Source organism: Mycobacterium paraffinicum, from assembly GCF_001907675.1.
Classification (GTDB): Bacteria; Actinomycetota; Actinomycetes; order Mycobacteriales; family Mycobacteriaceae; genus Mycobacterium; species Mycobacterium paraffinicum_A.
This window is the reverse complement of record NZ_MPNT01000003.1, coordinates 130704-151961: the sequence shown is the minus strand read 5'-3', so window position 1 is coordinate 151961 and position 21258 is coordinate 130704. Positions and strand designations below refer to the sequence as shown.

The following is a 21258-nucleotide window of genomic DNA, read 5'->3' as shown; positions in this document are numbered from 1 at the left end:
CTTACTTCTCGGTCAGAACCCGAAGTCGCCGCCGCCGGAGTCCGAGCTGCCGCCCGAGTCCCAGCCGCCGCCAAAATCGGAGCTGCCGCCCGAGTCCCAGCCGCCGCCGAAATCCACGTCGCCGCCACCGAAATACGAGCTGTCGGTGCCCCCGAACCCGGTGTCGGTCCCGGAATCGTAACCGCCACCGAACCCGACGTCGCCTTGCTGGCTGTCGTAGCCGGCGCTCTGGCCGCTGTCATAGTTGGCGTCCGCGTACGCCGAGTCCCGGCCCGCCTCGAAGCCGCGGTCGTACCCGCCGCCCCAATGGTCGTCCAGCAGCGCATCCATCAACAACACGTCGGTGAGCGCCCAACCCCAACCCGGACCCCAGAACGCGTACGGGTAATAACCCGGGTAGAAGAACATCCCGTTGTAGTAACCGCCGCCGTAGTAGTGCGGATAACCGGGCTGCGGGGTGGCGCTGTAGTTGTTGTTGTTGATCGTCACGTATTCCCCGGTATCGGGATTGCGCGTCCGCACCGAGGCCTGCTTCCGGTCGCCCTCCGGCACCGAGGAGACTTCGGCCACGTTGGGGGCGGGCCGGCCGGGATAGAGCTTCTGGTTGGCCTTGGCCACCGTCGACTCCACCACCCTCAGGTGCGCCCGCGCCGCGCCGTAGTCACCTTTTTCGTAGGCCTGGCGGGCGTCGTAGAGGCTCGCGTTGGCCTTCGTCTGCTCGGCGCTGACGTCGGTGTCGCTGTTGGTGAGCACCGCGTTGTCGAGGTCGCTGACGTCCGCGGTGACGGTGATCAACTCCTGCTTGATCTGTTCTTTTGCGTCAGCGGTCTTGCGGCGCTTGCGATTCCGGTTCACCGCGAACCAGATCAGGCCCACCGCGGACGCGCCGATGGCGATGACCGTCAGCGCCGTCCACAACGCAGAGCCCTGGTTGTGGTTCTTCTGCACGGCGGGGGAGGTCACCGCCGGTGCGCCGGAGGACACATCCACTTTCGCTAACTTGCTGACGAATTCACTGCTCGCGCCGTCCGGGTCGTTTCGGTGATCCTTGGCGGACTGGCTCATCGCCGGATCGACGCTGTCTGCGATCGCCTTGGGCACGTTGTAGGCGCGCACGTGGTAGCCCCGGGAGTCGATGACCAGAATGATCCCGCTGAATCCGGGATCGCGCCCGAGGATGACGTTGTGGATCGCATCCGGCGTGGTCACACCGGTCTGGTTTGGCGCCACCGCCGCCACCCAGATCGGCGGTCGCGAGCTCCACGCCCACCGGGTGCTCAAGATCTGGTCGTTCAGCCGATCCGGGTTCTGCAACGGCGGATTCGCCCCCGGGTCGGCCAATACGTGTGTCTGCGCGTTGAACTTGTCCACCAGCTGGTTCGTGTAGGTGTCGGCCAGGGCCGACGGCGCGAGCAGCAGCGCCAGCGCCACGGTCAATGGGGCCAGCACAAGCCCTCGGAATCGTGGGGTCACTTTCCTCCTGCCAGGGGTCGATGACTCGATCCTTGCCGTGGGCGCAGAAAACGTCCACTGTCGACCGGTGGTCGACCGTCGTACCCTTGACGCCGTGGACGCCCGGCGCAGCCCGTTTCGTGCCGACCTGCTGCAGGGCAAGGTGGCGCTGATCACCGGCGGTGCCACGGGGCTGGGCTTCGAGACCGCGCGGGTGCTGGGCAGCCACGGCGCCCGGATCCCGATCTGCAGCCGCAAGGAAGCCAACCTTGGGGCGGCGGTTGCGGTGTTGCAGGGGCGGGGTTGAAGAGAGAATCACCGGCGAAGACCGGCATCGCACCACGCAGAATCCGTTGCGCCGCCCCGGTTCGACCAACGAGGTAGCCAGGCGGTGCTCTTCCTCGCCAGCGACGCCGCGCGCGCCGCGATTAGCGGCCGGTTCGTCAGATCTTGACGGTCAACGGCCACACGTTCCAGATGTCGTCGCAGTATTCGGTGATCGCCCGATCCGATGAGAATTTGCCGCTGCGAGCGGTGTTCAGGATGGACATCTTGGTCCACGACTCCCGGTCCTGCCACGCTGCGCTGACCCGCTCCTGACAACTCACGTACGACGCGTAGTCGGCGCACACCAGGAACGGGTCGTCATGGCGCAGGTTGTCCACCAGCGGCCGGAACACCTCGGTGTCGCCGCCCGAGAACGTGCCGCCGGCAATCAGATCCAGCACCTCGCGCAGTTCGTCGTCGCCGTCGATGTAGTCCGCCGGACGGTATCCGCCCGCCTTGACCGCCTCGACTTCCTGCTCCGTCAGGCCGAACAGGAAGAAGTTCTCCGGACCCACCTCGTCGCGCATCTCCACGTTCGCGCCGTCGAGCGTGCCGACCGTCAGCGCGCCGTTGATCATGAACTTCATGTTCCCGGTGCCCGACGCTTCCTTGCCGGCGGTGGAGATCTGCTCGGACAGATCGGCGGCGGGGTAGATCATGTGGGCGTTCTGCACGTTGAAGTTGGGCACGAACGCCACCTTCAGGAATCGGTTGACGTCCGGGTCGGCGTTGACGGTTTCCCCAACGGCGTTGATCAGCTTGATGATTCGCTTCGCCATGAAGTACCCGGGCGCCGCTTTGCCGCCGAAGATGAAGGCACGCTGCGGAATCGACAGGTCGGGGTCCTGCTTGAGCCGGTGGTACAAGGCCACGACGTGCAGCACGTTGAGATGCTGACGCTTGTACTCGTGGATGCGCTTGACCTGGACGTCGAACATCCAGTCCGGATTGAGTTCGACCCCGGCCACCGAGCGGACGTACTTGGCGAGGCGCGCCTTGTTGTTGCGTTTGATGTCGCGCCATTCCCGGCGGAAGGCGGCGTCCTCGACGAATCGCTCCAGGCCGCGCAGGCGTTCCAGATCGGTCAGCCAGCCGTCACCGACGTTGCGGTCCAACAGTTCCCGGAGCCCGGGATTGGCCAGCGCGAGGAAGCGGCGCGGCGTCACACCGTTGGTCTTGTTGCTGAACCGCTCGGGCCACATCTCGTAGAAGTCCTTGAGCACGCTGCTTTTCAGCAGTTCCGAATGCAGCGCGGCGACGCCGTTGATGGCGTGGCTGCCCACGGTCGCCAGGTGCGCCATCCGGACGTTCTTGCCGCCGTTTTCGCCGATGAGCGACATCCGGGTGACCCGCTCCTCGTCGCCGGGGAACCGGGCGCGCACCTCGTCGAGGAACCGGCGGTTGATCTCGTAGATGATCTCGAGATGGCGCGGTAGCGCCTCCGCGAACAGCTCCAGCGGCCAGGTCTCCAGCGCCTCGGGCAGCAGGGTGTGGTTGGTGTAGCCGAACGTCGCGACCGTGATCTCCCACGCCTCGTCCCAGTCCAGCTCTCGCTCGTCGACCAGCAGCCGCATCAGCTCTGCGACGCCGATCGAGGGATGGGTGTCGTTGAGCTGCACGGCAAACCGCTGGGGGAGCTCTTTGACGGAGACGTCGGCGAGGTCGTCCATGATGTGCAGCACGTGTTGCAGGGAACAGGACACGAAGAAGTACTGCTGCAGCAGGCGCAACTGTTTACCCGCCTCCGGCTCGTCGTTCGGGTACAGCACCTTGGTGACCGTCTCCGACATCACCTCGTCCTCGACCGCGCCGTAGTAATCACCGGTGTTGAAGGCTTCCAGCGCGAAAGACTTGACGGCTCGCGCGCTCCACAACGTCAGCACGTTGCAGGTGTTCACGCCGTAACCCTGGATGGGGGTGTCGTAGGCGACGCCCTTGAGCACCCGCCTCGGCACCCACCGGACGCGGTCATGGCCGGCGTCGTCCGCGTAGTGAGCGGCGTAGCCGCCCCACTTGACCAGGTAGTTGACGTCAGGTTTGGCGATCTCCCATGGATTTCCGTGGTCGAGCCAGTTGTCGGTCTGCTCGACCTGCCAGCCGTCGTGGATTTCCTGGTCGAAAATGCCGAACTCGTAACGGATTCCGTATCCGATCGCCGGCCGCTCCAGGGTGGCCAGCGAGTCCAGGTAGCACGCCGCCAGCCGCCCGAGGCCGCCGTTGCCCAGTCCCGGTTCCTCTTCGCACGCCAGGACGGTGTCCAGGTTCTGGCCCATCGCCGCCAGCGCGTCGCGGGCCGCCCGCTCCATGCCGAGGTTCAGCAGGTTGTTGCCCAGCTGCGGCCCCATCAGGAATTCCGCCGACAGGTAGCAGGTCACCTTGCGGCCGAGATCGAGCGAGGTCTGCGTCGATACCACCCGGCGGTCCTGCATGCGGTCGCGCACGGCCAGGGCGAGCGCCCGGTAGTAATGCTCGGGCCGGCGGGCCGCAGCCGGGCGGCCGATGGAGTAGCGCAGGTGGTCGTTGATGGCCCGCTGCAGCGCGGCCGCGCTCATCCCGGTGCGCGAGTGCTCAACCAGATCTGCCCGCGCGGGGCTGGAGGGAGAGATTCCGTCCGGGGGTGTCTGTTCGACATCGGTCATGTGGTGGTCCTGCTCCCTCGAGGTTGCCGCAATATCAACCGAGCCGCCCGCGCGGACGGCAGAGCGTCATTCTGGCAGCGATGTTTGCACACCAGGCGCGCGGTTGAAGGCCGTTACGTAAACACCAGCTCACGGCCCGGCGACGAAACCGCGCCTCGCCTCAATGCGCACCGGACAGGTTCAACGTAACCACGCCGGCGATGATCAACCCGACGCCGACGACTTTTGCGACGGACACCGGCGAGCCGAGAAACAACACGGCGATCAGCACGATCAAGGCGGTGCCGATCGCCGACCACAACGCGTAGGCGACGTCGGTCTGCATGCCCCGCGCGATCGACACCGCCAAGAGCGCGAACGAGACGGCGTAACCGGTCAGACAGATGACGGTCGGCCAGAGCCGGGTGAAACCTTCCGTGCTCTTGAGCAGACTCGTCGCTATCACCTCCGCGACGATGGCGCAGAGGAGAAACACATAGGTCAAGACGCCTCCTTGCGTACGGACGTACATCTATGTGTGTACAGGACAGGGCATGGCAGGATTGCGCCGTATGACGTTTGCCGCTCGGCCGTTGACGTTTGACGTCGGCGACGTGATCGGGGAGCAGGCGTCGCTTGCGGCCACCTACTATCCCGCCCGCGGGGAGCCGCTCGGACTCTTGGTTTGCCTGCCGGGCGGCACCTACAGCCGCGACTACTGGGATCTGCGCATTCCCGGCCGGCACGGATATAGCTTCGCCGATTTCGCCGCGGAGAACGGTTACGCCGTGGCGACCATCGATCCACTAGGCACCGGTGAAAGCTCGCAACCAGCACGGGATTTCGACTTCGGTGATATCGCTGCCGCCCTCGCGCACGCCGTGTCCGCGTTACCCGACGCCGTCGGGGTCCGGGCGCCGCCGGTGGCCCTCGCGCATTCCCTAGGCGGCTACCTGGCCATCACCCAGCAGGCGCTGTTCTCCAGCTACGCCGCGCTGGCCCTGCTGGGTTGCACGAATCAACACGTCGCGCCGCTGAACCTGGACCCCGCCTTCATCGCCCGGTCGGCAACCGCGCGGGGACGCGCCGACCTCGCGCGCGAGATCCTTGCCGCGTTGCCGCAGCCCTACTTCGAGGGCCCGCGCGAGCATCTGCAGAGCTGGTTTCATCTGGCCGACGTCCCCGCCGACGTCGTCGCGGCGGACTGCGTCGTCGCGAAATCGATGGTGCCCCGCGTGTTCGGGACCGCCATGATTCCCGGCGTCGTCGCCGAGCGCGCCGCGCAGATCGACGTTCCGGTGATGCTCGGGTACGGCGCCGTCGACGTGTCGCCCGACCCGCGCGCCGAGGCCGGCTTCTATCGCGCCTGCCCCGACATCACCACCGTGGTGCTGGCCGACAGCGCACACTGCCACAACATGGCGTCGAGCCGGCATCGGCTCTGGCGGCGCCTGCTCGGCTGGACCGCGGCCGTAACCTCTGAAACGTGACAAAGGATCTGAGCCGTTACGCCCCGGCGGTGCTGAGCGTGTTTCGGGTGGTCTACGGTCTGCTCTTCGCCGCCTACGGATCGAGGAGCCTGTTCGATTGGCCCGTGCCGTCGCCGGTTCGCGTCGAGGTCGGCTCTTGGCCCGGCTGGTACGCCGGGCTGATCGAAGTCGTCGCGGGTGTGCTGATCGCCGCCGGTCTGTTCACCCGCGCGGTCGCCTTCGTGGCCTCGGGGGAGATGGCGGTCGCCTATTTCTGGATCCACCAACCGCAAGCGCTCTGGCCGGTCGCCGACCCACCGGCGGGCAACGGCGGCGGCTTGTCCATCCTGTTCTGCTTTGCCTTCTTCCTGCTCGTCTTCACCGGTGGCGGGAGTTGCTCGATCGACGCGTTGCGCGGCAGGCCACTTCCGCTCGACCGGCGATAATGGCATTCTCTGACACGGAGAAGCCGTTTCCGAGGAGGTCGAGGATGAGCGCGGACCAACGCTGCGATGGGATGGTGGCGCTCGTCACCGGCAGCAGCCGGGGGCTGGGCAAGGCGATCGCGGCACGGCTCGCCGCGCGCGGCGCCACGGTCGCCCTGACCGCCCGCACGATGGACCCCGATCCCAGGTACCAGGGCTCGCTGGGCGAGACCCTGGACGAGATCGTGGCCGCCGGCGGGAAGGCCGTCGCGGTCCAGGCCGACCTGTCGCGCCCCGAGGAACGGGAAAGGCTTTTCACCGATGTGGTCAGCGCCGTCGGCGCCCCCGACATCTTGGTCAACAACGCGGCGGTGACCTTCCTGCGGCCCCTGGACGGCTTCCCCGAACGGCGGGCCCGCCTGATGATGGAGATGCACGTCCTCGGCCCGCTGCAGTTGAGCCAGTTGGCGATTCCGGCGATGCGCGAGCGCGGGCGAGGCTGGATCCTGAACCTGACCTCGTTGGGCGGCGACCTGCCGCCGGGCCCCCCGTTCTCCGAGTTCGACCGCACCGCGGGCTTCGGCTTCTACGGGACGGTCAAGGCCGCGCTCAACCGGCTGACGAAAAGCCTTGCGGCAGAACTGTACGACGACGGGATTGCCGTCAACGCCGCCGCCCCCAGCAATCCCGTGGCCACGCCCGGCGCCGGCATCCTCGACCTGGCCAAGACCGACACCGAAGACATCGAACTGATCACCGAGACGGCCTTGCGCCTGTGTACCGGTGACCCGAAGAGCCTGACCGGGCGCATCGCGCACACACAGCCCTTCCTCGCCGAGGTCGGCTGGACCCAGCCCACCGGTTGAATGGCCGAGCTCGATCCGGAGGCGCTGCGGCGGCGCCTGACGGGCGCCGGAGTTACCCGGGTCGCCCCACTCGCCGGGGGCGCCTCCAGCCTGACGTTCCGCGGTGCGCTGGGCGGCCGGCCCGTGGTCATCAAGGTCGCTCCGCCCGGCGTCGAACCGGTCGCGCATCGCGACGTGCTGCGGCAGGCCCGCGTCTTGAAAGCCCTTGCGGGCAAGGCGGTTCCGGTGCCGGAGGTGTTGTGGGAGGACCCGGGGGAACCGCCCCACACGCCGCCGCTGTTCGTGATGTCACACGTCGATGGGGAATGTGTGGAGCCGCTTTTCGACGGCTGTGCCGCCGGTGGCGATCTGGCCGAGCGGTACCGCAACGCGTGCCGGGCCATGGCCGCGCTGCACAGCCTGCAGCCCAGGGAAGTGGGCCTCGGTGATGAACCGATCGTCGATGCGACCGCCGAAGTCCGGCGGTGGTGTGAGACGCTGCAGACCGTCGACGCGGCGCTGGTGCCCGGTTGGCCGGGGGTGCGCGACGCGTTGTTGGGTTGCGCGCCAACGGCTATGGGGCCAAGCGTGGTGCACGGTGATTTCCGTCTGGGCAACCTGATGGCGGCCGGCGCCCGCATCAACGCCGTGATCGATTGGGAGATCTGGTCGGTGGGCGATCCGCGGATCGACGCGGGCTGGTTCCTGATCAACTGCGATCCGGACACCTACCGGCGCGTCCCGGGCTCGGCAGTCGCGGTGCCGCCCGTCGACGAGCTCGCCGAGATCTACCGGAAAGCACTGGGCCGCACTGTCACCGACATGGCGTGGTTCAGCGCGCTCGCCTGTTTCAAGTCGGCGGCGACGTGGTCGCTGATCGTCAAGCACAATCGGCGGCGAGCGTCCCCGCGAGCGGAACTGGAAGCGATGGCGGCGACGCTGCCGGGATTGCTGGACCGGGCGCGGTCACTGCTGGACTGACCCGCGTAGTTGGTCAGGCGCAGTTGGCGTGAAGATTGTTGCACCACATTCCGACGCCGCCCCAGTCGCCTGCCAAGCCACTCTCGTCGACGGGGTTCGTCAGGAAGGACGGGAACTCGATCGGCCATTCGTCGATCGCGTCCGAGATATCGGGCTGCTGACCGGGATCCGGGGACGCGAGCGCTACGCCGGCCGCCATCCCGGCACCGCCCATCAAAGCTCCCAGGGCCGTCAAAGCTGCGACAAGTAGAGCAGCGCACCTACGCCTCGTCATCGCGGGCCCTTCCGTCGCTTGCCTGAACTGCCGGCTAACTGAGCCTAATCCTACATTTGGCGTCCATATCGCATAAGAGTCACGAACGGACAACAACTTCGATCGGCCGCCCAGCAAATTTCGCGACTCGAAAGGGTGAGTCCGTACGTTGTCATGCGTGAGGCCGGTAGCTGTGGTCGTTCGTCGCGCCCTGATCGTCGCCGTTTGCCTCCTCACCTCGCTGATCGCGGCGCCCTCCACTGCCGCCGATCCCGAGGTCGAGCCCGCCGGTGCGACTGCTGCGCCGGCCGCCGATGGAGCGGTGCCCTCGAATCCCCCGGTCATCCTCAACACCCCAGACGGCTGGACCTTGGGACTGGGCGCGAAGGACGAGGCGCAGGTTCCGGTGGCGCCGTTGACCACCTCCATCGCGTCGCGCGAATACGTGGCCAGCGGCATCTTCGTCGGCTCGCTGAAAGGATCGGAAGAGCCCCACGGCATCCTGGAAGTCGGCTACCAGATCGGCTGTGGCATCGATATGAGTACATCCAACGGCGTGATCATGGAGGGCGGTGCTGGCCTCATCCCGGGCGTCAGCCCGACCTTCGACACCACCGGCACATTGCCACCCCTGCTGCCCTATATTTCCGCCCCCATCAACGGCGCGATGAGCGTCGGCATGAAGCCCGGCCTCGTCATCACGGTGCCGGTGATCAAGAAACAATTCAAGGGAGCGAATCCCTGGGTCATGATCAGCAACTTCCACATCAAGATCGACGGCTGCGTGGGCCAGTCGTTCATCCGCTCCTACGCGGTGCTCACCCGGATGACGGATCTGTCCGACGTGGTGCTGTCGTACGTCGGCGTCACCAAATCCGTCTAAGGCTGATGGTGGCGACCCGCTTCGCCCGGCTCCGCCGCGCTAGCGATCGCCACGCGGCTGATGGTGGCGACCCGCTTCGCCCGGCTCCGCCGCGCTAGCGATCGCCACGCGGCCGATGGTGGCGACCCGCTTCGCCCGGCTCCGCCGCGCTAGCGATCGCCACGCGGCCGATGGTGGCGACCCGCTTCGCCCGGCTCCGCCGCGCTAGCGATCGCCACGCGGCGCGGGACGCCGGCCAACTTGTCGGCGAACTTGGCCTCGGCCGCCGCGCGCAACCGCAGCAGATGTTCGGACGGGAACAGGTCGGGTGCGGGGGCGCGATCTTTCAGCAGCAACCGCGCCAGCGTCACCTTGTGCACCTCGGTCGGGCCGTCGGCAAGTCCCAGCACGAACGACTCCACCAAATACTGCACGAACGGCATCTCGTGAGTGGTGCCCAGCGACCCGTGCAGCTGCAGCGCCCGCGACGACACGTCGTGTAGCACCTTCTGCATCATCGCCTTCACCGCCGAGATGTCCGCCCGCACCGCCTTATAGTCGTCGAATTGGTCTATCTTCCAAGCGGTTTGCAGGGTCAGCAGCCGGAAGGCCTCGATCTCCATCCAGGAGTCGGCGATCATCTCCTGGACGAGTTGCTTGTTGGACAGCACCTCGCCTTGCGTGTACCGCGACACCGCCCGCTCGCAGAGCATGTCGAAGATCCGGCGGACCAGGCCGACCGTGCGCATCGCGTGATGAATCCGTCCGCCGCCCAGGCGGGTCTGCGCCACGACGAAGGCCCCGCCCCGCGGGCCCAGCATGTGGTCGGCCGGCACGCGGACGTTCTCGTACCGGACGTAGCCCTCGCGCCCACCGCCCATCGGCTGGTAACCGAGGCCGACGTCGCGCAACACGTTGATCCCGGGCGTGTCACCGGGCACGACGAACATCGAATAGCGCTGATAGGGAGGCGCGTCGGGATCGGTCATGGCCATCACGATCAGGAACGACGCCATCGAAGCGAACGACGAGAACCACTTCTCCCCGTTGATGATCCAGTGATTCCCATCCTGCACCGCGGTCGTGCGGAAGACCTTCGGGTCCGCACCGCCCTGCGGCTCGGTCATCGAGAAGCAGGACACGATGCGGTTGTCGAGCAGCGGCTCGAGATAGCGCGCCTTGAGCTCAGGCGTGCCGTAGTGCGCCAGAATCTCGCTGTTGCCGGAGTCGGGAGCCTGGGAGCCGAACACGATCGGCGCGCACTCCGAGCGGCCGAGGATCTCGTTGAGCAGCGCGAGCTTGACCTGACCGTAGCCCGGGCCGCCCAGGTGCGGCCCGAGGTGGGTGGCCCACAGGCCCCGCTCCTTGACGATGTCTTGCAGCGGTGGAATCAGCGCCTGGCGCACCGGGTCGTTGAGGTCATGGGATTCCTTGACGATCATGTCGATCGGTTCGCACTCCTCGCGCACGAATTCCTCGACCCAGGTGAGTTGCCGCGCCCATTCGGGATCGGTGGAGAAGTCCCACGACATTTATCGTCCCTCTCGGTTGCTTTGTGCCACCACGCCCGCTTGGACAAGCTCGGTGATCTCTTGTGCGTTCAACCCCAACTCGACCAGCAGCGCGCGCGTGTGGTCACCGGGTAGCGATGGCGGCGTGGGGGTGGGCGGCCGGGTGCGGGAGAACCGGGGCGCCGGCGCGGGCTGGGTGACGCCGTCGATGTCGATGAACGTTTGCCGCGCGGCAAGATGAGGGTGTCGTGGCGCCTGCGTGAGCGAAAGCACCGGTGTCGCACAGCATCCCGGGGTGTCGAGGAGACGCTGCCACTCCTGGGTCGACTTCTCAGCGAAGCGGGCGGCCAGGGTGGCGCGGTGGGCGGCCCACGCGCCCGGCGCGTCGTCGTCGTGCGGCACGTCGACGCCCAGGCGATCGCACAGCTCCGCGTAGAACTTGGGCTCCATTGCGCCGACGGCGAAGTGGCCGCCGTCGGCCGCGGCGTACACGCCGTAGAAGTGGGCGGCCCCGTCGAGCAGATTGTCGCTGCGCCGGTCGCGCCAGGTGCCGGCGGGCATCATCCCGAAATACGGTGTCAGTAGCGTGGCCACCCCGTCGACCATGGCGACATCGAGCACCTGACCCACGCCGGATTGACGGGCCTCGAGGATGGCGCTGAGCAGGCCCACGGCCAACAGCATCCCGCCGCCGCCGTAGTCGCCGACCAGATTCAACGGCGGCACTGGGGATTCGGCGGTGCCGATGCCGTGGAGGGCGCCCGCCAGCGCGATGTAGTTGATGTCGTGACCGGCGTGGCCCGCCAGGGGTCCGTCCTGCCCATAGCCGGTCATCCGGGCGTAGACCAGTCGAGGGTTGCGCTCGCACAGCTCGTCCGGGCCGATGCCCAGTCGTTCGGCCACCCCGGGCCTGTACACGTCGACGAAGGCGTCCGCGTCGGCGATGAGACGATCAACCAGCTCCCTGCCGCGGGGATCCTTCACGTCGGCGGCCAGCGACCGCTGGCTGCGGCGCACCGTGTAGTCGATGGGGAGGGCCCCGTCCACAGCGGGCAGGCCGTCGACGCGGATGACGTCGGCGCCCAAATCGCCCAATAACATTCCGCAGAACGGGGCGGGGCCCAAACCGCCCATCATCACGATGCGCACGCCGCGCAGCGGGCCCGTCACGAGGACCATTTCTTGCGGCGCTCGGCCGCCTCGCCCGTGGCGTGCGAGATGACCTGGTTGCGGTTCTCCAGCTCCAGCGCCGCCGAGAGGCTGGCGGCGTCGGTGTTGACCTGCAGCGCGCGCTTGGTCAGTTGCGCGCCCAACGGGGAATGACTCGCGATGAGCGCGGCCAGTTCGACGGCCCGCTCCGCCAACCGGTCAGATTCGACCACCTCGCTGACCAGGCCGCGCCGGTCGGCTTCGGTGGCCGAGACGGTGCGCCCGGTGAGCATCCAGTCGGCGGCCACGCTGGTGCCGACGATGCGCGGCAGGTGGTAGCTCATGCCCATCTCGGCGCCGGAAAGACCAAGCAAGATGGCCGCGTTGGCGAACGACGCGACCTGCGAACAGATTCGGACGTCGGCCGCCAGGCACAGCGCGAGTCCGGCCCCGACACACGGCCCGTTGACGGCGGCGATGACGGGTTGTGGCAACGCCCGCACGGCCTCGGCCAGGGCGGCCATCCGCTCCTGGAAGCGCATCCGGTCCAGCGCGGGCGCGGTGGCATCCAGCATCGAAGGACCGAAATCGCGCACATCGATCCCGGCGCAGAAACCGCGGCCGGCGCCTGTGAGCAACACGGCGTGCACCGCGTGATCGGCGGTCAAATCAGCGAGCGCCTGGCGCAATTCGGTTTGCATCGCCTCATTGATGGCGTTGAGTTGCTTGGGGCGGTTCAGGCGCAACACTGCGACCCCATCGCCCGGCCGCTCCAGCTCCAGGGTTTGGGGCACCGTCACACCCGCTCGATGATGGTTGCCGTACCCATTCCGCCGCCGGTGCACATGGTCACCAGACCCGTTGTCAGGTCCCGCCGTTCGAGTTCGTCGAGGAGGGTGCCGAGGAGCATCGCCCCGGTGGCGCCGATGGGGTGGCCCAGCGCAATGGCGCCACCGTTGACGTTGACCACCTCGGGGTCGATGTCGAGATCGCGCATCGTCTTGAGCGGAACCGCGGCGAAGGCCTCGTTGATCTCCCAGAGGTCGATGTCCTCGACCGCCATGCCGGCGCGCTCCAGGCAGCGCTGGGCCGCCGGTCCGGGGGCGGTGAGCATGATGATCGGTTCGCTACCGATCGCCGCGGCGGCGCGAATCTGTGCCCGCGGGGTGACGCCCGCGGCGTGCATCCAGTTGGAAGACGCGACCAGCACCGCGGCGGCCCCGTCGACCACCCCGGACGAATTGCCCGCGTGGTGCACGTGATCGACGTGGCCGATGCCGGGGTAGCGCTCAACGCAGATTTCGTCGAATGTCTGCGGCTCGCCGTCGGCGCGGGCATCGCCCATCGCGGCGAAGGCGGGCTTGAGCCGCGCCAACGTCTCGGTCGTCGTGCCGGGGCGGGGGTGTTCGTCGCGCTCGACCGGCCCGTTCGGCGCGGCCACGTCGACGAGCGAACGCGCGAACCTGCCCTCGTCGATCGCCACGGCGGCGCGCTCCTGGCTCTGGGCGGCGTAGGCGTCGACGGTCTCGCGGGTGAACCCCTCCAGGGTCGCGATCAGGTCGGCCGAAATGCCCTGTGGCACGGTAGGATACCGCGCTCGGAAGGCGGGATTCTGGCCGTCGATCGTCGGGGCTCCCACGGTGACGCCCCACCGCGACATCGATTCGACTCCGCCGGCGATCACCAGATCCTCGTTGCCGGCGGCGATGGACGATGCTGCGACGGTGATGGCTTGTTGGCCCGATCCGCAGAATCGGTTCAGCGTCATCCCCGGCACTGTCTCGGGCCAACCGGCGAGGAGAACCGCAAGCCGCGCGATGTCGTCGCCGTGGTCGCCACCGAGGATGCCGTTGCCCGCGATCACGTCGTCGACGTCGGCCGGCTCGAAGCCGGTGCGCTCGGCGAGCGCGGTGAGGCAACGCGCGAACAGGGCCTGCGGGTGGACGCCGTGCAGGCCGCCGTCGGGGCGGCCCCGGCCGCGGGGCGTGCGCACCGCATCGAGAATCCAGGCGTCGATGACGGACTCCGATCATTCGGGGAGCTCACAGATCACCGGTATCGTAAATCGTCTCTCGGCTGTGGAGAACTACCTTCTCCAAATTGGCGAAGGGATTCTCGCGCTCGGGCGGCACGGCACTCCGGGGCGAAACGATTTTCGCCCGATGTGTTGTTTCCGGCCGCGGTCGCGGCGCGCCGAATCAGCAACCTAGGCTTGGTGACGATGCAGCGGTGGGGGCGGGGAAATGAACCGATGAGGGATGCGGCGGGGAAGCGGCACGCGTTGGCGCTCGTGGTATTGACCGCGCTGACAACGGGATGCACCATGACCACCGACGGGCGGGTGGTTGCGGCTCCGACGCTGGGCCATGCCCCGCAACCGCTGCCGCCCGCGGCGCTGTCCGGATTGCTGCTCGACAGCGGGGATGTCGGCGACATCATGGACGCCCACATGGAGGTCGTGGCTTCCGGCGACACCATGTACACCAATCGTCCCCTCGAGGATGGATGCCTGGTATGGGCCGAAGCGCAGGAATACTCCTACGAAGGCAGCGGCTGGACCGCGGTGCGCGTGCAGGAACTCAAGGACCACCGCGATCGTGCGGATCACATCGCCTACCAGGCGGTGGTGACGTTTCCCGAGGCAATGACCGCCCATAACTTCTATGCCGGCCAGGTGACCGGCTGGGCCAACTGCGATAACCGCCGTGTCGATCTCCACGACCCGGGCGACCCCCACCCCCACTACTGGATGCTGAACAAGGCCGCCGTCGACGACGGCGTGCTGACGGTAACTCGGTTTCAAGAGGAGGGTGCGGACGGCTGGGCGTGCCAGCGGGCGTTGACCACGGCCAACAACGTCGTCGTCGACGTGAGCGCATGTGCCGACCACGTCGGCGATCGGGGAGCCCAGATCGCCAAACGGATCGCAAAGAAGATCGCCTGAACTCCGGTTCGTTCGGATTTGGTGACGAAAGTGTCTGCTGCAAAGCGGTTTTGGTCAGAAGCGCCGTTCGGTCGTAAACGGCCGGCGCTCGGCGCTGCGTAACCTCCTGCCCGGTAGTGTGATTCGGGTGCGCCGAGGCGCCCGGCGGATGAGCCAACGGACCCGTGCCGCGCGGACCGGATAAACAGCGAGTGCGGTGCATAACGCGCCGCGCAGCGGGTAGCCCGCCGCCATGACCAAGATCGGATACTTCCTGTCCTGCGAGCAGTACGGCCCTAAGGAACTCATCGACCAGGCCAAGCGGGCGGAGGCGGCCGGGTTCGAGGCGCTGTGGATCTCGGACCACTTCCATCCCTGGAACGACGAACAAGGCCAGAGCCCGTTCGTGTGGGGTGTGATCGGCGCTCTGTCAGAGGTGACGTCGCTGCCAGTCAGCACCGCCGTCACCTGCCCGACCATCCGGACGCACCCGGCGATCATCGCGCAGGCGTCGGCAACCGCGGCCGTGCAACTCGACGGGCGCTTCGTGCTCGGGGTGGGCAGTGGCGAGGCTCTCAACGAACACATCCTCGGCGACGCATGGCCGTCCGTGGGTGTGCGTCAGGAGATGCTGGAGGAGGCGGTCGACATCATCCGTCTGCTGCACCGCGGGGACGAGGTGAGCCACCACGGCAAGCACTACGAGGTCCAGGAGGCCCGCATCTACACCCGGCGGGACCAACCGGTGCCCATCTACGTGTCCGGCTTCGGGCCGCAGGGCGCCGAGCTGGCCGGGCGCATCGGCGACGGCTACGTCCTGGTGATGCCGGAGGCCGACCTCGTCAAGACATTCCGCGAGTCCGGCGGCGGCAACAAGCCCGTGCAGGGCGGCACCAAGGTCAGCTGGGACAAAGACGCCGACACGGCGCTGAAGGTGGCGCACCGGTTATGGGGCAACGACGCGCTGCCCGGGCAATCGGCGCAAACCTTGCCGCGGCCCAAGGATTTCGCCGCCCTGATGTCACTGGTGACACCGGACCAAGTCGCCGAGGTCGTCACGTGCGGCCCGGACCCCGACACCCATGTCGCGAAGGTCCGCGAGTACGTCGACGCCGACATCGACGAGGTGTACGTCCAACAGATCGGCCCCGACATGGACGGGTTCTTCGCCGCGTACGAGCGCGATGTGCTGCCTCAGCTGCGTGGCTGAGCGCCGCCTTCGGTAGTGCCGTAGAAGCCGAGCCGAAGCAGTGCCGTGATCTCGCTGACCAACGGCATCCGCGGGTTCGTGCGGTTGCTGAGGTCCTCGAACGCCGTCATCGCCAGCGCGGGCAGCGCGGCCAGGTATTGCTCCTCGTCGACGCCGTACTCCCGCAGTGATCGCGGGATGTTGAGTCGGTTCAGCAGCTCGTCGACCCCATGGAATAGCCGGGCGCGGGATTCGTCGGGCTCATGGCCGCCGAATATCAGCTGGCCGAGCTGTGCGTATTTGTCCGGCGCCACGTAGGCGGAATATCCCGGCGCGGGCATGAACTTGCTTGGCAGGCTCGCGTTGTAGCGCAGGACGTGCGGCAGGAAGATCCCGTTCGCCCGGCCGTGCGAGATCCCGAATCTCGCGCCGACGGCGTGGGCGAGCGCATGATTGGTCCCGACGAACGCGTTCGAAAAGGCAAGCCCGGCAAGGGTTGCCGCATTGGACATGTCGGTCCGCGCGGACAGGTCGTCGGGGTCGTCGTATGCCCTGGGCAACGCGTCGAAGATCAGTCGAGCCGCCTGGGCGCACAACGCGTCCGTATAGGGCGAGGCGAAGATCGAGACCGCGGCCTCCAGGGCGTGGGTCAGCGCGTCGATGCCCGTGTCGGCGGTCAGCTTCTGCGGCATCGACGAGGTCAGGACCGGGTCGACGATCGCGAGGTCGGGCACCAGGCTGTAATCGACGAGCGTCTCCTTCTTGCCACCCACCGTCAGCACCGCAGCCGGCGAGACCTCCGAACCGGTACCCGATGTGGTTGGAACCGCGACCAATTGGACCCGATGCCGGTCGACCGGATAGTCGGCCACGCGCTTACGGGGATCGAGGAACGGCATCGTCAACTCCTCGAGGCTCTTCTCCGGGTGCTCGTAGAACAGCCGGATCGCCTTGCCGGCGTCGAGCACCGAACCGCCGCCCACGGCGATCAGCAGATCGGGTTGGGCCCGCTGCAGCAGCGCGACACCGCGGCGGATGGTCGTCTCGTCGGGCTCCGGCGTCACGTCGCTGAAGACCTGCACGTGCTCGGCGCGCAACTTGCCGCGCAGCTGGTCGACGACGCCGCGTTCCTCCGTGAGGGCATCGGTGATGATGACGACCGTTTCGCCGTCGAGTTCGCGCAAGTTGTCCAGGGCGCCTTCGTTGAAGTAGGTGTTGGACGGGACGCGGAACCACTGCGGCGGGGTGCGGCGACGCGAGACCGTCTTGATGTTCAGCAGCTGCCGGTAGTTGACGTTCTCCGTCGTGCTGGATCCGCCCCACGTGCCGCAGCCCAACGAGAAGGTGGGGGTCAGGTTGTTGTAGACCCCGCCGAGGGCGCCGACGGCAGTCGGGGCGTTGACCAGAATGCGGCCGGTGCGGACCGCGAGGCCGTATGCGTCGATGACCTCCTCGTCGTTGGCGTAGATGGCCGAGGTGTGCCCCAGGCCGCCGTGCTCGGTGACCAGGACGGCGACATCGATCGCGTGCCGGACGCTGCTCGCCCGCACCACCCCGAGCACCGGCATCAGCTTCTCGGCCAACAGGGGATGCGCAGCGAGTTCGTCCAGGTCGGCGGGCAGTTGTGCCAGCAGCACCTTCACGGTCGGTGACACGCTGAAGCCCGCGCGGGCGGCCAGCTCGGACGCCTTCTGTCCGACCGCGTCCAGCGAGATCTTGTCCCCGCAGCCAAACGCAAAGTCTGCCAAAGCTTTTGACTGGTCCGGGGTGAGCAACTGGGCGCCCATCCGCTCGAACTCGGCCATCATCTCGTCGTACACCTCGTCGTCGATGACGCAGGTTTGCTCGGCCGGGCAAATGACCGAAGAGTCGAAGGTTTTCGAGATCAGGATGTCGACGACGGCGCCTTTGATGTCCGCCGTCTTGTGAATGTAGATGGGCGCGTTGCCGGGACCGACGCTCAGCCCGGGCTTTCCGGCCGAATTCGCCAGCGCGACGATCTTCGGTCCACCGGTCACCCAGATGAAGTCGACCCTCGGGTGTTTGAACAGGTAGTGGGTCACCTCGTGTGCGGCGTCGGGGATGACTTGCAGCGCCCCCGGTGGCATCCCGGCCGCTTCGGCTGCAGCGCGGAGGATCTCCACGCTGCGCTCGCAGCAGCGCACCGCATACGGTGACGGCCGGAAAAGTATGGCGTTGCGGGTCTTGGCGGCGACGATCGCCTTGAACAGCACGGTCGACGTCGGATTGGTCACCGGGGTGATCGCCAGGACGACCCCGATCGGCTCGGCCACATAGGCGATGTTGTGCTCGACGTCCTCGTCGACGACCCCGACCGATTTCTTGCCCCGCAGGTAGTCGTGCAGGAACTCGGTGGCCACGTAGTTCTTGACGACTTTGTCCTCGAAGACGCCGAAGCCCGTCTCCTCGATCGCGACACTTGCCAGTTCCCCCGCGGCTCGCACCCCGGCGCGCACCATCGCCTCGACAATCGCATCGACCTGCTGCTGGTCAAGGCCCCGGAACTCCCGGGCCGCCGCGGCCGCCGCGTCGACGATCGCGTCGACTTCGTGTCTGCGCTGTTCGGCCGCGTCGGGAGCTTCGACGGAGCTTGGTTCGGTTTGCGTGGTGGTCATGATCGCGTTCTCGGCTTGGGAAGGGACACTGCGGGCTCCAGGATGCGCAGAAACCACCGGTGCGCCTAGGGCTGAAAGGCCCTCGACGAGCCGGCCCGGCCAGGTCACCGCGGGGACGGTCCGGGCGCCGGTACTCGCGGTCACGCGCCTCGCGAGGCTGGCTCGCTCGCACCATGCTCAAGGCGTTGCTGACCGAGGTCTACGCGCGCATTCCGGCGCCCGAGCCCAACTATGCTGGCCACGAGGGCGCCGGCGTGGTCGTCGAGGTGCGCACGGCTCGACGATCGCCACCGAAATGCCTAGCGGGGCACCCGCTTCGGCGAGCGCGCGTCCGAGCCCGGTGCAGCATCGGGTGATGAGCCAGGTGGCCGTGCGGAATCCTCGTCTGAGCCTTCGAACGCCGGACCGTCGAAACGGTCACGGGTGATGAATTCCGCGATCGGGCGGCGGCGCAGTTTGGTGAGCTGGCGCACCGGCTTGCCGATGGGCACCACCGCGGCGATCGCGTGCAGATCGGGAATCCCCAGCAAACGGCGAACCTGGTCCTCGGCCGCGATGGCCATCGTCGTGATCGTGCCGCCGTACCCCTCGGCGCGGGCGGCCAGCAGGACGTTCCAGATCAACGGGTACACCGACGCTCCGCCGGCCAGACCGACCCGCTCCAGGTCCTGATCGATCGAGGCGACGACGGTCAGGTCGACCGAAAAGACAAGGACGACAGGCGCGTTCGTGATCGGCGCGACGAAGGTGTCGGGAATGTCGGTCTGGTCGATGACGTCCTGCGGCACCCGGCTGGGATGGATTGGATTCCAGGGGTTTTCACCGGCCTGCAGCTGGGCGACGTAGCGGCGGGCCGCGGCCTTGCCCAGCTCGGCGAGCCGGCGCCGGGCTTCGGGGTCGCGCACGACGGTGATGTGGGTGCCCTGTCGATTGCCGCCGCTCGGGGCGAACCGGGCGTTGTCGAAAATGCGCGCCAGCACATCGTCGGGCACCGGGTCGTCGGTGAATTCACGCGCCGCGAACGTCGTTCGCATGACGTCATAGAGCTCCATGGGCGCGTCAGGCGCTCGCGGGGGAGCGGCGCTCCAGGCGGAAGGTGCGCTCGAATCCGGCCGGCTGCGTGGTCAGCGTGACTTCCACCGCGCCGCTGGGTGCGATGACGTAGCGCTCCTCGACGTCGGGCCCGTCCCGCCACCGGCCGACCGGCTGGCGCCCGAGGTCGTCGCGATCATGCAGCGCCGGGTCGAAGGGGAACAGCACCGGGTCGTAGGGCGTCACGTCGCCGTCGGGTCGGCCGTTGACCAGGCGGCTGCATTCCACGAACCGGAAGTGGCCGATGTTGTGCGCCGCGCGATAGGACCGCTTCACCACCAGGGGGGCGCTCCCGTCGGCGGGCAGGGAGACGTCCTTGCACACGATCGGGTCGAAGACGACGCCGGCGCCGGCCTCGGCCTCGCGGAAGACCCCGAAGTTGCGCGAGAAGCGTTCGGACAGCTCAAAATCGGACTCCTTGTCGAGGAAGACCGCCAGGCCGATCGCGGTGGCCGCGAAGGGATGCGGCGAGCGTTTGACCCGCTTGTCGCCGAAGGTGGTGCGCAGCATCCGGGAAACCAGCGGGAAGCTGCCGGCGCCACCCACGACGTAGATGCCGGCGACCTCCGACCACGTCACGCCCGTGCCGCCGTCGGCCGGATTGTGCAGCACGCGGTCGAGCAACTTCATCGTCTCGTCGACGAGCGGCGCGCACACCGAATAGACGTCGTCGACGGGGCAGGAGAACGGCGGCCGGTCCGCCCCGCCGACCCCGGTGAGGTCGACCAGGAACCGGCGCGTCTGCGGCCCCACGGCCTCCTTGCGGGCGGCGCACTCCTCCCGCAGCAGGTCGCGGGCCGCCGCGTCCACGCCCGACAGTTGCGACCGTTCCAGGACCAGTTCGACGATCGCGTCGTCGAAGTCGTCGCCGCCGAGGCGCTGGATGCCCTCGCTGATGACGACCTCGTTCGCGTGTCCGGTCATCTTGAGCAACGAGGCGTCGAAGGTGCCTCCGCCCAAGTCGTAGATGAGGACGTACTCCCGCTTGGCGGTGATGGTGGAGCGGTAGCGGTGCGCGTATTCCAGGCTGGCGGCCGACGGCTCGTTGAGCAGCGCGACGACGTGGAAGCCCGCCGCCACGAACGCGTCCAACGTCAAGAGGCGTTGGGCGCTCGAGGCGTTGGCCGGCACGCTGATCGCGGCCTCGACGGTTTCCCCCGCGGTGAGGTTGGCATTGGAGCGGCGCAACAGGTCGCTTTTCAGCTGGGCCAGGAACTCGGTGAGCAGGTCGGCCAGGCGATGGCTGCGGCCGGCCAGGCTCACCTCGGTCTGCGGTCCGGCCTCGTTGAGCAGGCGTTTGAACGACCGCAGCACCGACCAGCCCGGGTCGTGCCGGACCGCGGCGGCGTCGGCGCCGAACCGCAGCTCCCCGGCGGCGTTAGCCGCGACGATCGACGGCCACGCGTCGAGGCCGTCAAACGAGATGACGGGATAGTTGCCTCGGTCGACGGCCGCAACGACGGTGTGGGTGGTGCCAAAGTCGATGCCGACTCTCATCGCGCAATTTTAGGACCGCACAGGGGACT

19 protein-coding genes are annotated in these 21258 nt (G+C 67.6%); 8 read left to right on the top strand and 11 right to left on the bottom strand.

Features of this window, described 5'->3' with window-relative positions; translation table 11 throughout:
• Positions 1–12: 12 nt before the first annotated feature.
• A complete protein-coding gene (locus tag BRW65_RS05275) occupies positions 13–1473 on the bottom strand; it encodes a hypothetical protein (protein WP_073872043.1) in 1461 nt (486 codons plus the stop codon).
• Between the two features lie 94 nt (positions 1474–1567).
• On the opposite strand from BRW65_RS05275, the gene BRW65_RS30875 reads away from it, so the two are divergent.
• Positions 1568–1759 carry an SDR family NAD(P)-dependent oxidoreductase gene (locus tag BRW65_RS30875; RefSeq protein WP_073872040.1) on the top strand — a complete coding sequence of 64 codons (192 nt, stop codon included), beginning with the start codon at positions 1568–1570 and terminating at the stop codon, positions 1757–1759.
• Between the two features lie 136 nt (positions 1760–1895).
• On the opposite strand, the gene BRW65_RS05265 is transcribed toward BRW65_RS30875, so the two are convergent.
• Together BRW65_RS05265 and BRW65_RS05260 are read right to left on the bottom strand one after the other, a co-directional pair.
• A complete protein-coding gene (locus tag BRW65_RS05265) occupies positions 1896–4331 on the bottom strand; it encodes a glycogen/starch/alpha-glucan phosphorylase (protein WP_073872337.1) in 2436 nt (811 codons plus the stop codon).
• Between the two features lie 247 nt (positions 4332–4578).
• A complete protein-coding gene (locus BRW65_RS05260) occupies positions 4579–4902 on the bottom strand; it encodes a DMT family transporter (protein WP_084187716.1) in 324 nt (107 codons plus the stop codon).
• Between the two features lie 67 nt (positions 4903–4969).
• Here BRW65_RS05260 and BRW65_RS05255 point away from each other — a divergent pair, with 67 nt between their 5' ends.
• From BRW65_RS05255 to BRW65_RS05240, 4 genes are read left to right on the top strand one after another with little or no spacing between them, the layout of a single operon-like run.
• Entirely contained in the window at positions 4970–5887 is a 918-nt protein-coding gene (locus BRW65_RS05255) for an alpha/beta hydrolase (protein ID WP_073872036.1), read from the top strand.
• Complete coding sequence (locus BRW65_RS05250) at positions 5884–6312, top strand: DoxX family protein (protein ID WP_073872034.1); 429 nt, start codon at positions 5884–5886, stop codon at positions 6310–6312. The genes BRW65_RS05255 and BRW65_RS05250 overlap by 4 nt, the downstream gene beginning before the upstream one ends.
• Positions 6313–6356: 44 nt before the next feature.
• Positions 6357–7157, top strand: a complete 801-nt coding sequence (locus BRW65_RS05245) for an SDR family NAD(P)-dependent oxidoreductase (RefSeq protein WP_073872032.1) — start codon at positions 6357–6359, stop codon at positions 7155–7157.
• Entirely contained in the window at positions 7158–8117 is a 960-nt protein-coding gene (locus tag BRW65_RS05240; protein WP_073872030.1) for a phosphotransferase family protein, read from the top strand.
• Positions 8118–8130: 13 nt separating this feature from the next.
• On the opposite strand, the gene BRW65_RS05235 is transcribed toward BRW65_RS05240, so the two are convergent.
• Positions 8131–8331: a hypothetical protein gene (locus BRW65_RS05235; protein ID WP_244167990.1), complete on the bottom strand. Its 201-nt coding sequence runs from the start codon at positions 8329–8331 to the stop codon at positions 8131–8133.
• A 232-nt stretch (positions 8332–8563) separates the two neighbouring features.
• On the opposite strand from BRW65_RS05235, the gene BRW65_RS05230 reads away from it, so the two are divergent.
• Positions 8564–9253 (top strand): MspA family porin, encoded by a 690-nt coding sequence (locus BRW65_RS05230; RefSeq protein ID WP_208611759.1) that lies wholly within the window; start codon positions 8564–8566, stop codon positions 9251–9253.
• Positions 9254–9402: 149 nt separating this feature from the next.
• Here the strand turns inward: BRW65_RS05230 and BRW65_RS05225 are convergent, their stop codons facing one another.
• From BRW65_RS05225 to BRW65_RS05210, 4 genes are read right to left on the bottom strand one after another with little or no spacing between them, the layout of a single operon-like run.
• The gene (locus tag BRW65_RS05225; protein WP_244167989.1) at positions 9403–10764 is read right to left on the bottom strand and encodes an acyl-CoA dehydrogenase family protein; all 1362 of its coding nucleotides are present in this window, start codon (positions 10762–10764) and stop codon (positions 9403–9405) included.
• Positions 10765–11913 carry a CaiB/BaiF CoA transferase family protein gene (locus BRW65_RS05220; RefSeq protein WP_073872333.1) on the bottom strand — a complete coding sequence of 383 codons (1149 nt, stop codon included), beginning with the start codon at positions 11911–11913 and terminating at the stop codon, positions 10765–10767.
• Positions 11910–12692: an enoyl-CoA hydratase/isomerase family protein gene (locus BRW65_RS05215; protein WP_073872026.1), complete on the bottom strand. Its 783-nt coding sequence runs from the start codon at positions 12690–12692 to the stop codon at positions 11910–11912. The genes BRW65_RS05220 and BRW65_RS05215 overlap by 4 nt, the downstream gene beginning before the upstream one ends.
• A complete protein-coding gene (locus tag BRW65_RS05210) occupies positions 12689–13885 on the bottom strand; it encodes an acetyl-CoA C-acetyltransferase (RefSeq protein WP_244167988.1) in 1197 nt (398 codons plus the stop codon). Before BRW65_RS05210 ends, BRW65_RS05215 begins: the two co-directional genes overlap by 4 nt.
• 258 nt (positions 13886–14143) lie before the next feature.
• Between BRW65_RS05210 and BRW65_RS05205 the strand changes: the two genes are divergently transcribed.
• Both BRW65_RS05205 and BRW65_RS05200 read left to right on the top strand, forming a co-directional pair.
• Positions 14144–14836, top strand: coding sequence for a sensor domain-containing protein (locus tag BRW65_RS05205; RefSeq protein ID WP_073872331.1), 693 nt, complete (start codon positions 14144–14146; stop codon positions 14834–14836).
• A 232-nt stretch (positions 14837–15068) separates the two neighbouring features.
• On the top strand, positions 15069–16025 hold the full coding sequence (locus BRW65_RS05200; protein ID WP_073872022.1) for an LLM class F420-dependent oxidoreductase: 957 nt from the start codon (positions 15069–15071) through the stop codon (positions 16023–16025).
• Here the strand turns inward: BRW65_RS05200 and adhE are convergent.
• The 3 genes from adhE to BRW65_RS05185 form a co-directional block, all read right to left on the bottom strand.
• Positions 16010–18640 (bottom strand): bifunctional acetaldehyde-CoA/alcohol dehydrogenase, encoded by a 2631-nt coding sequence (gene adhE / locus BRW65_RS05195; protein WP_073872020.1) that lies wholly within the window; start codon positions 18638–18640, stop codon positions 16010–16012. The two genes, BRW65_RS05200 and adhE, sit on opposite strands and share 16 nt — an antisense overlap.
• 299 nt (positions 18641–18939) lie before the next feature.
• The gene (locus tag BRW65_RS05190) at positions 18940–19692 is read right to left on the bottom strand and encodes a nitroreductase family protein (protein ID WP_084187715.1); all 753 of its coding nucleotides are present in this window, start codon (positions 19690–19692) and stop codon (positions 18940–18942) included.
• A gap of 7 nt (positions 19693–19699) precedes the next feature.
• Entirely contained in the window at positions 19700–21229 is a 1530-nt protein-coding gene (locus tag BRW65_RS05185) for an Hsp70 family protein (RefSeq protein WP_073872018.1), read from the bottom strand.
• Positions 21230–21258: the final 29 nt, after the last annotated feature.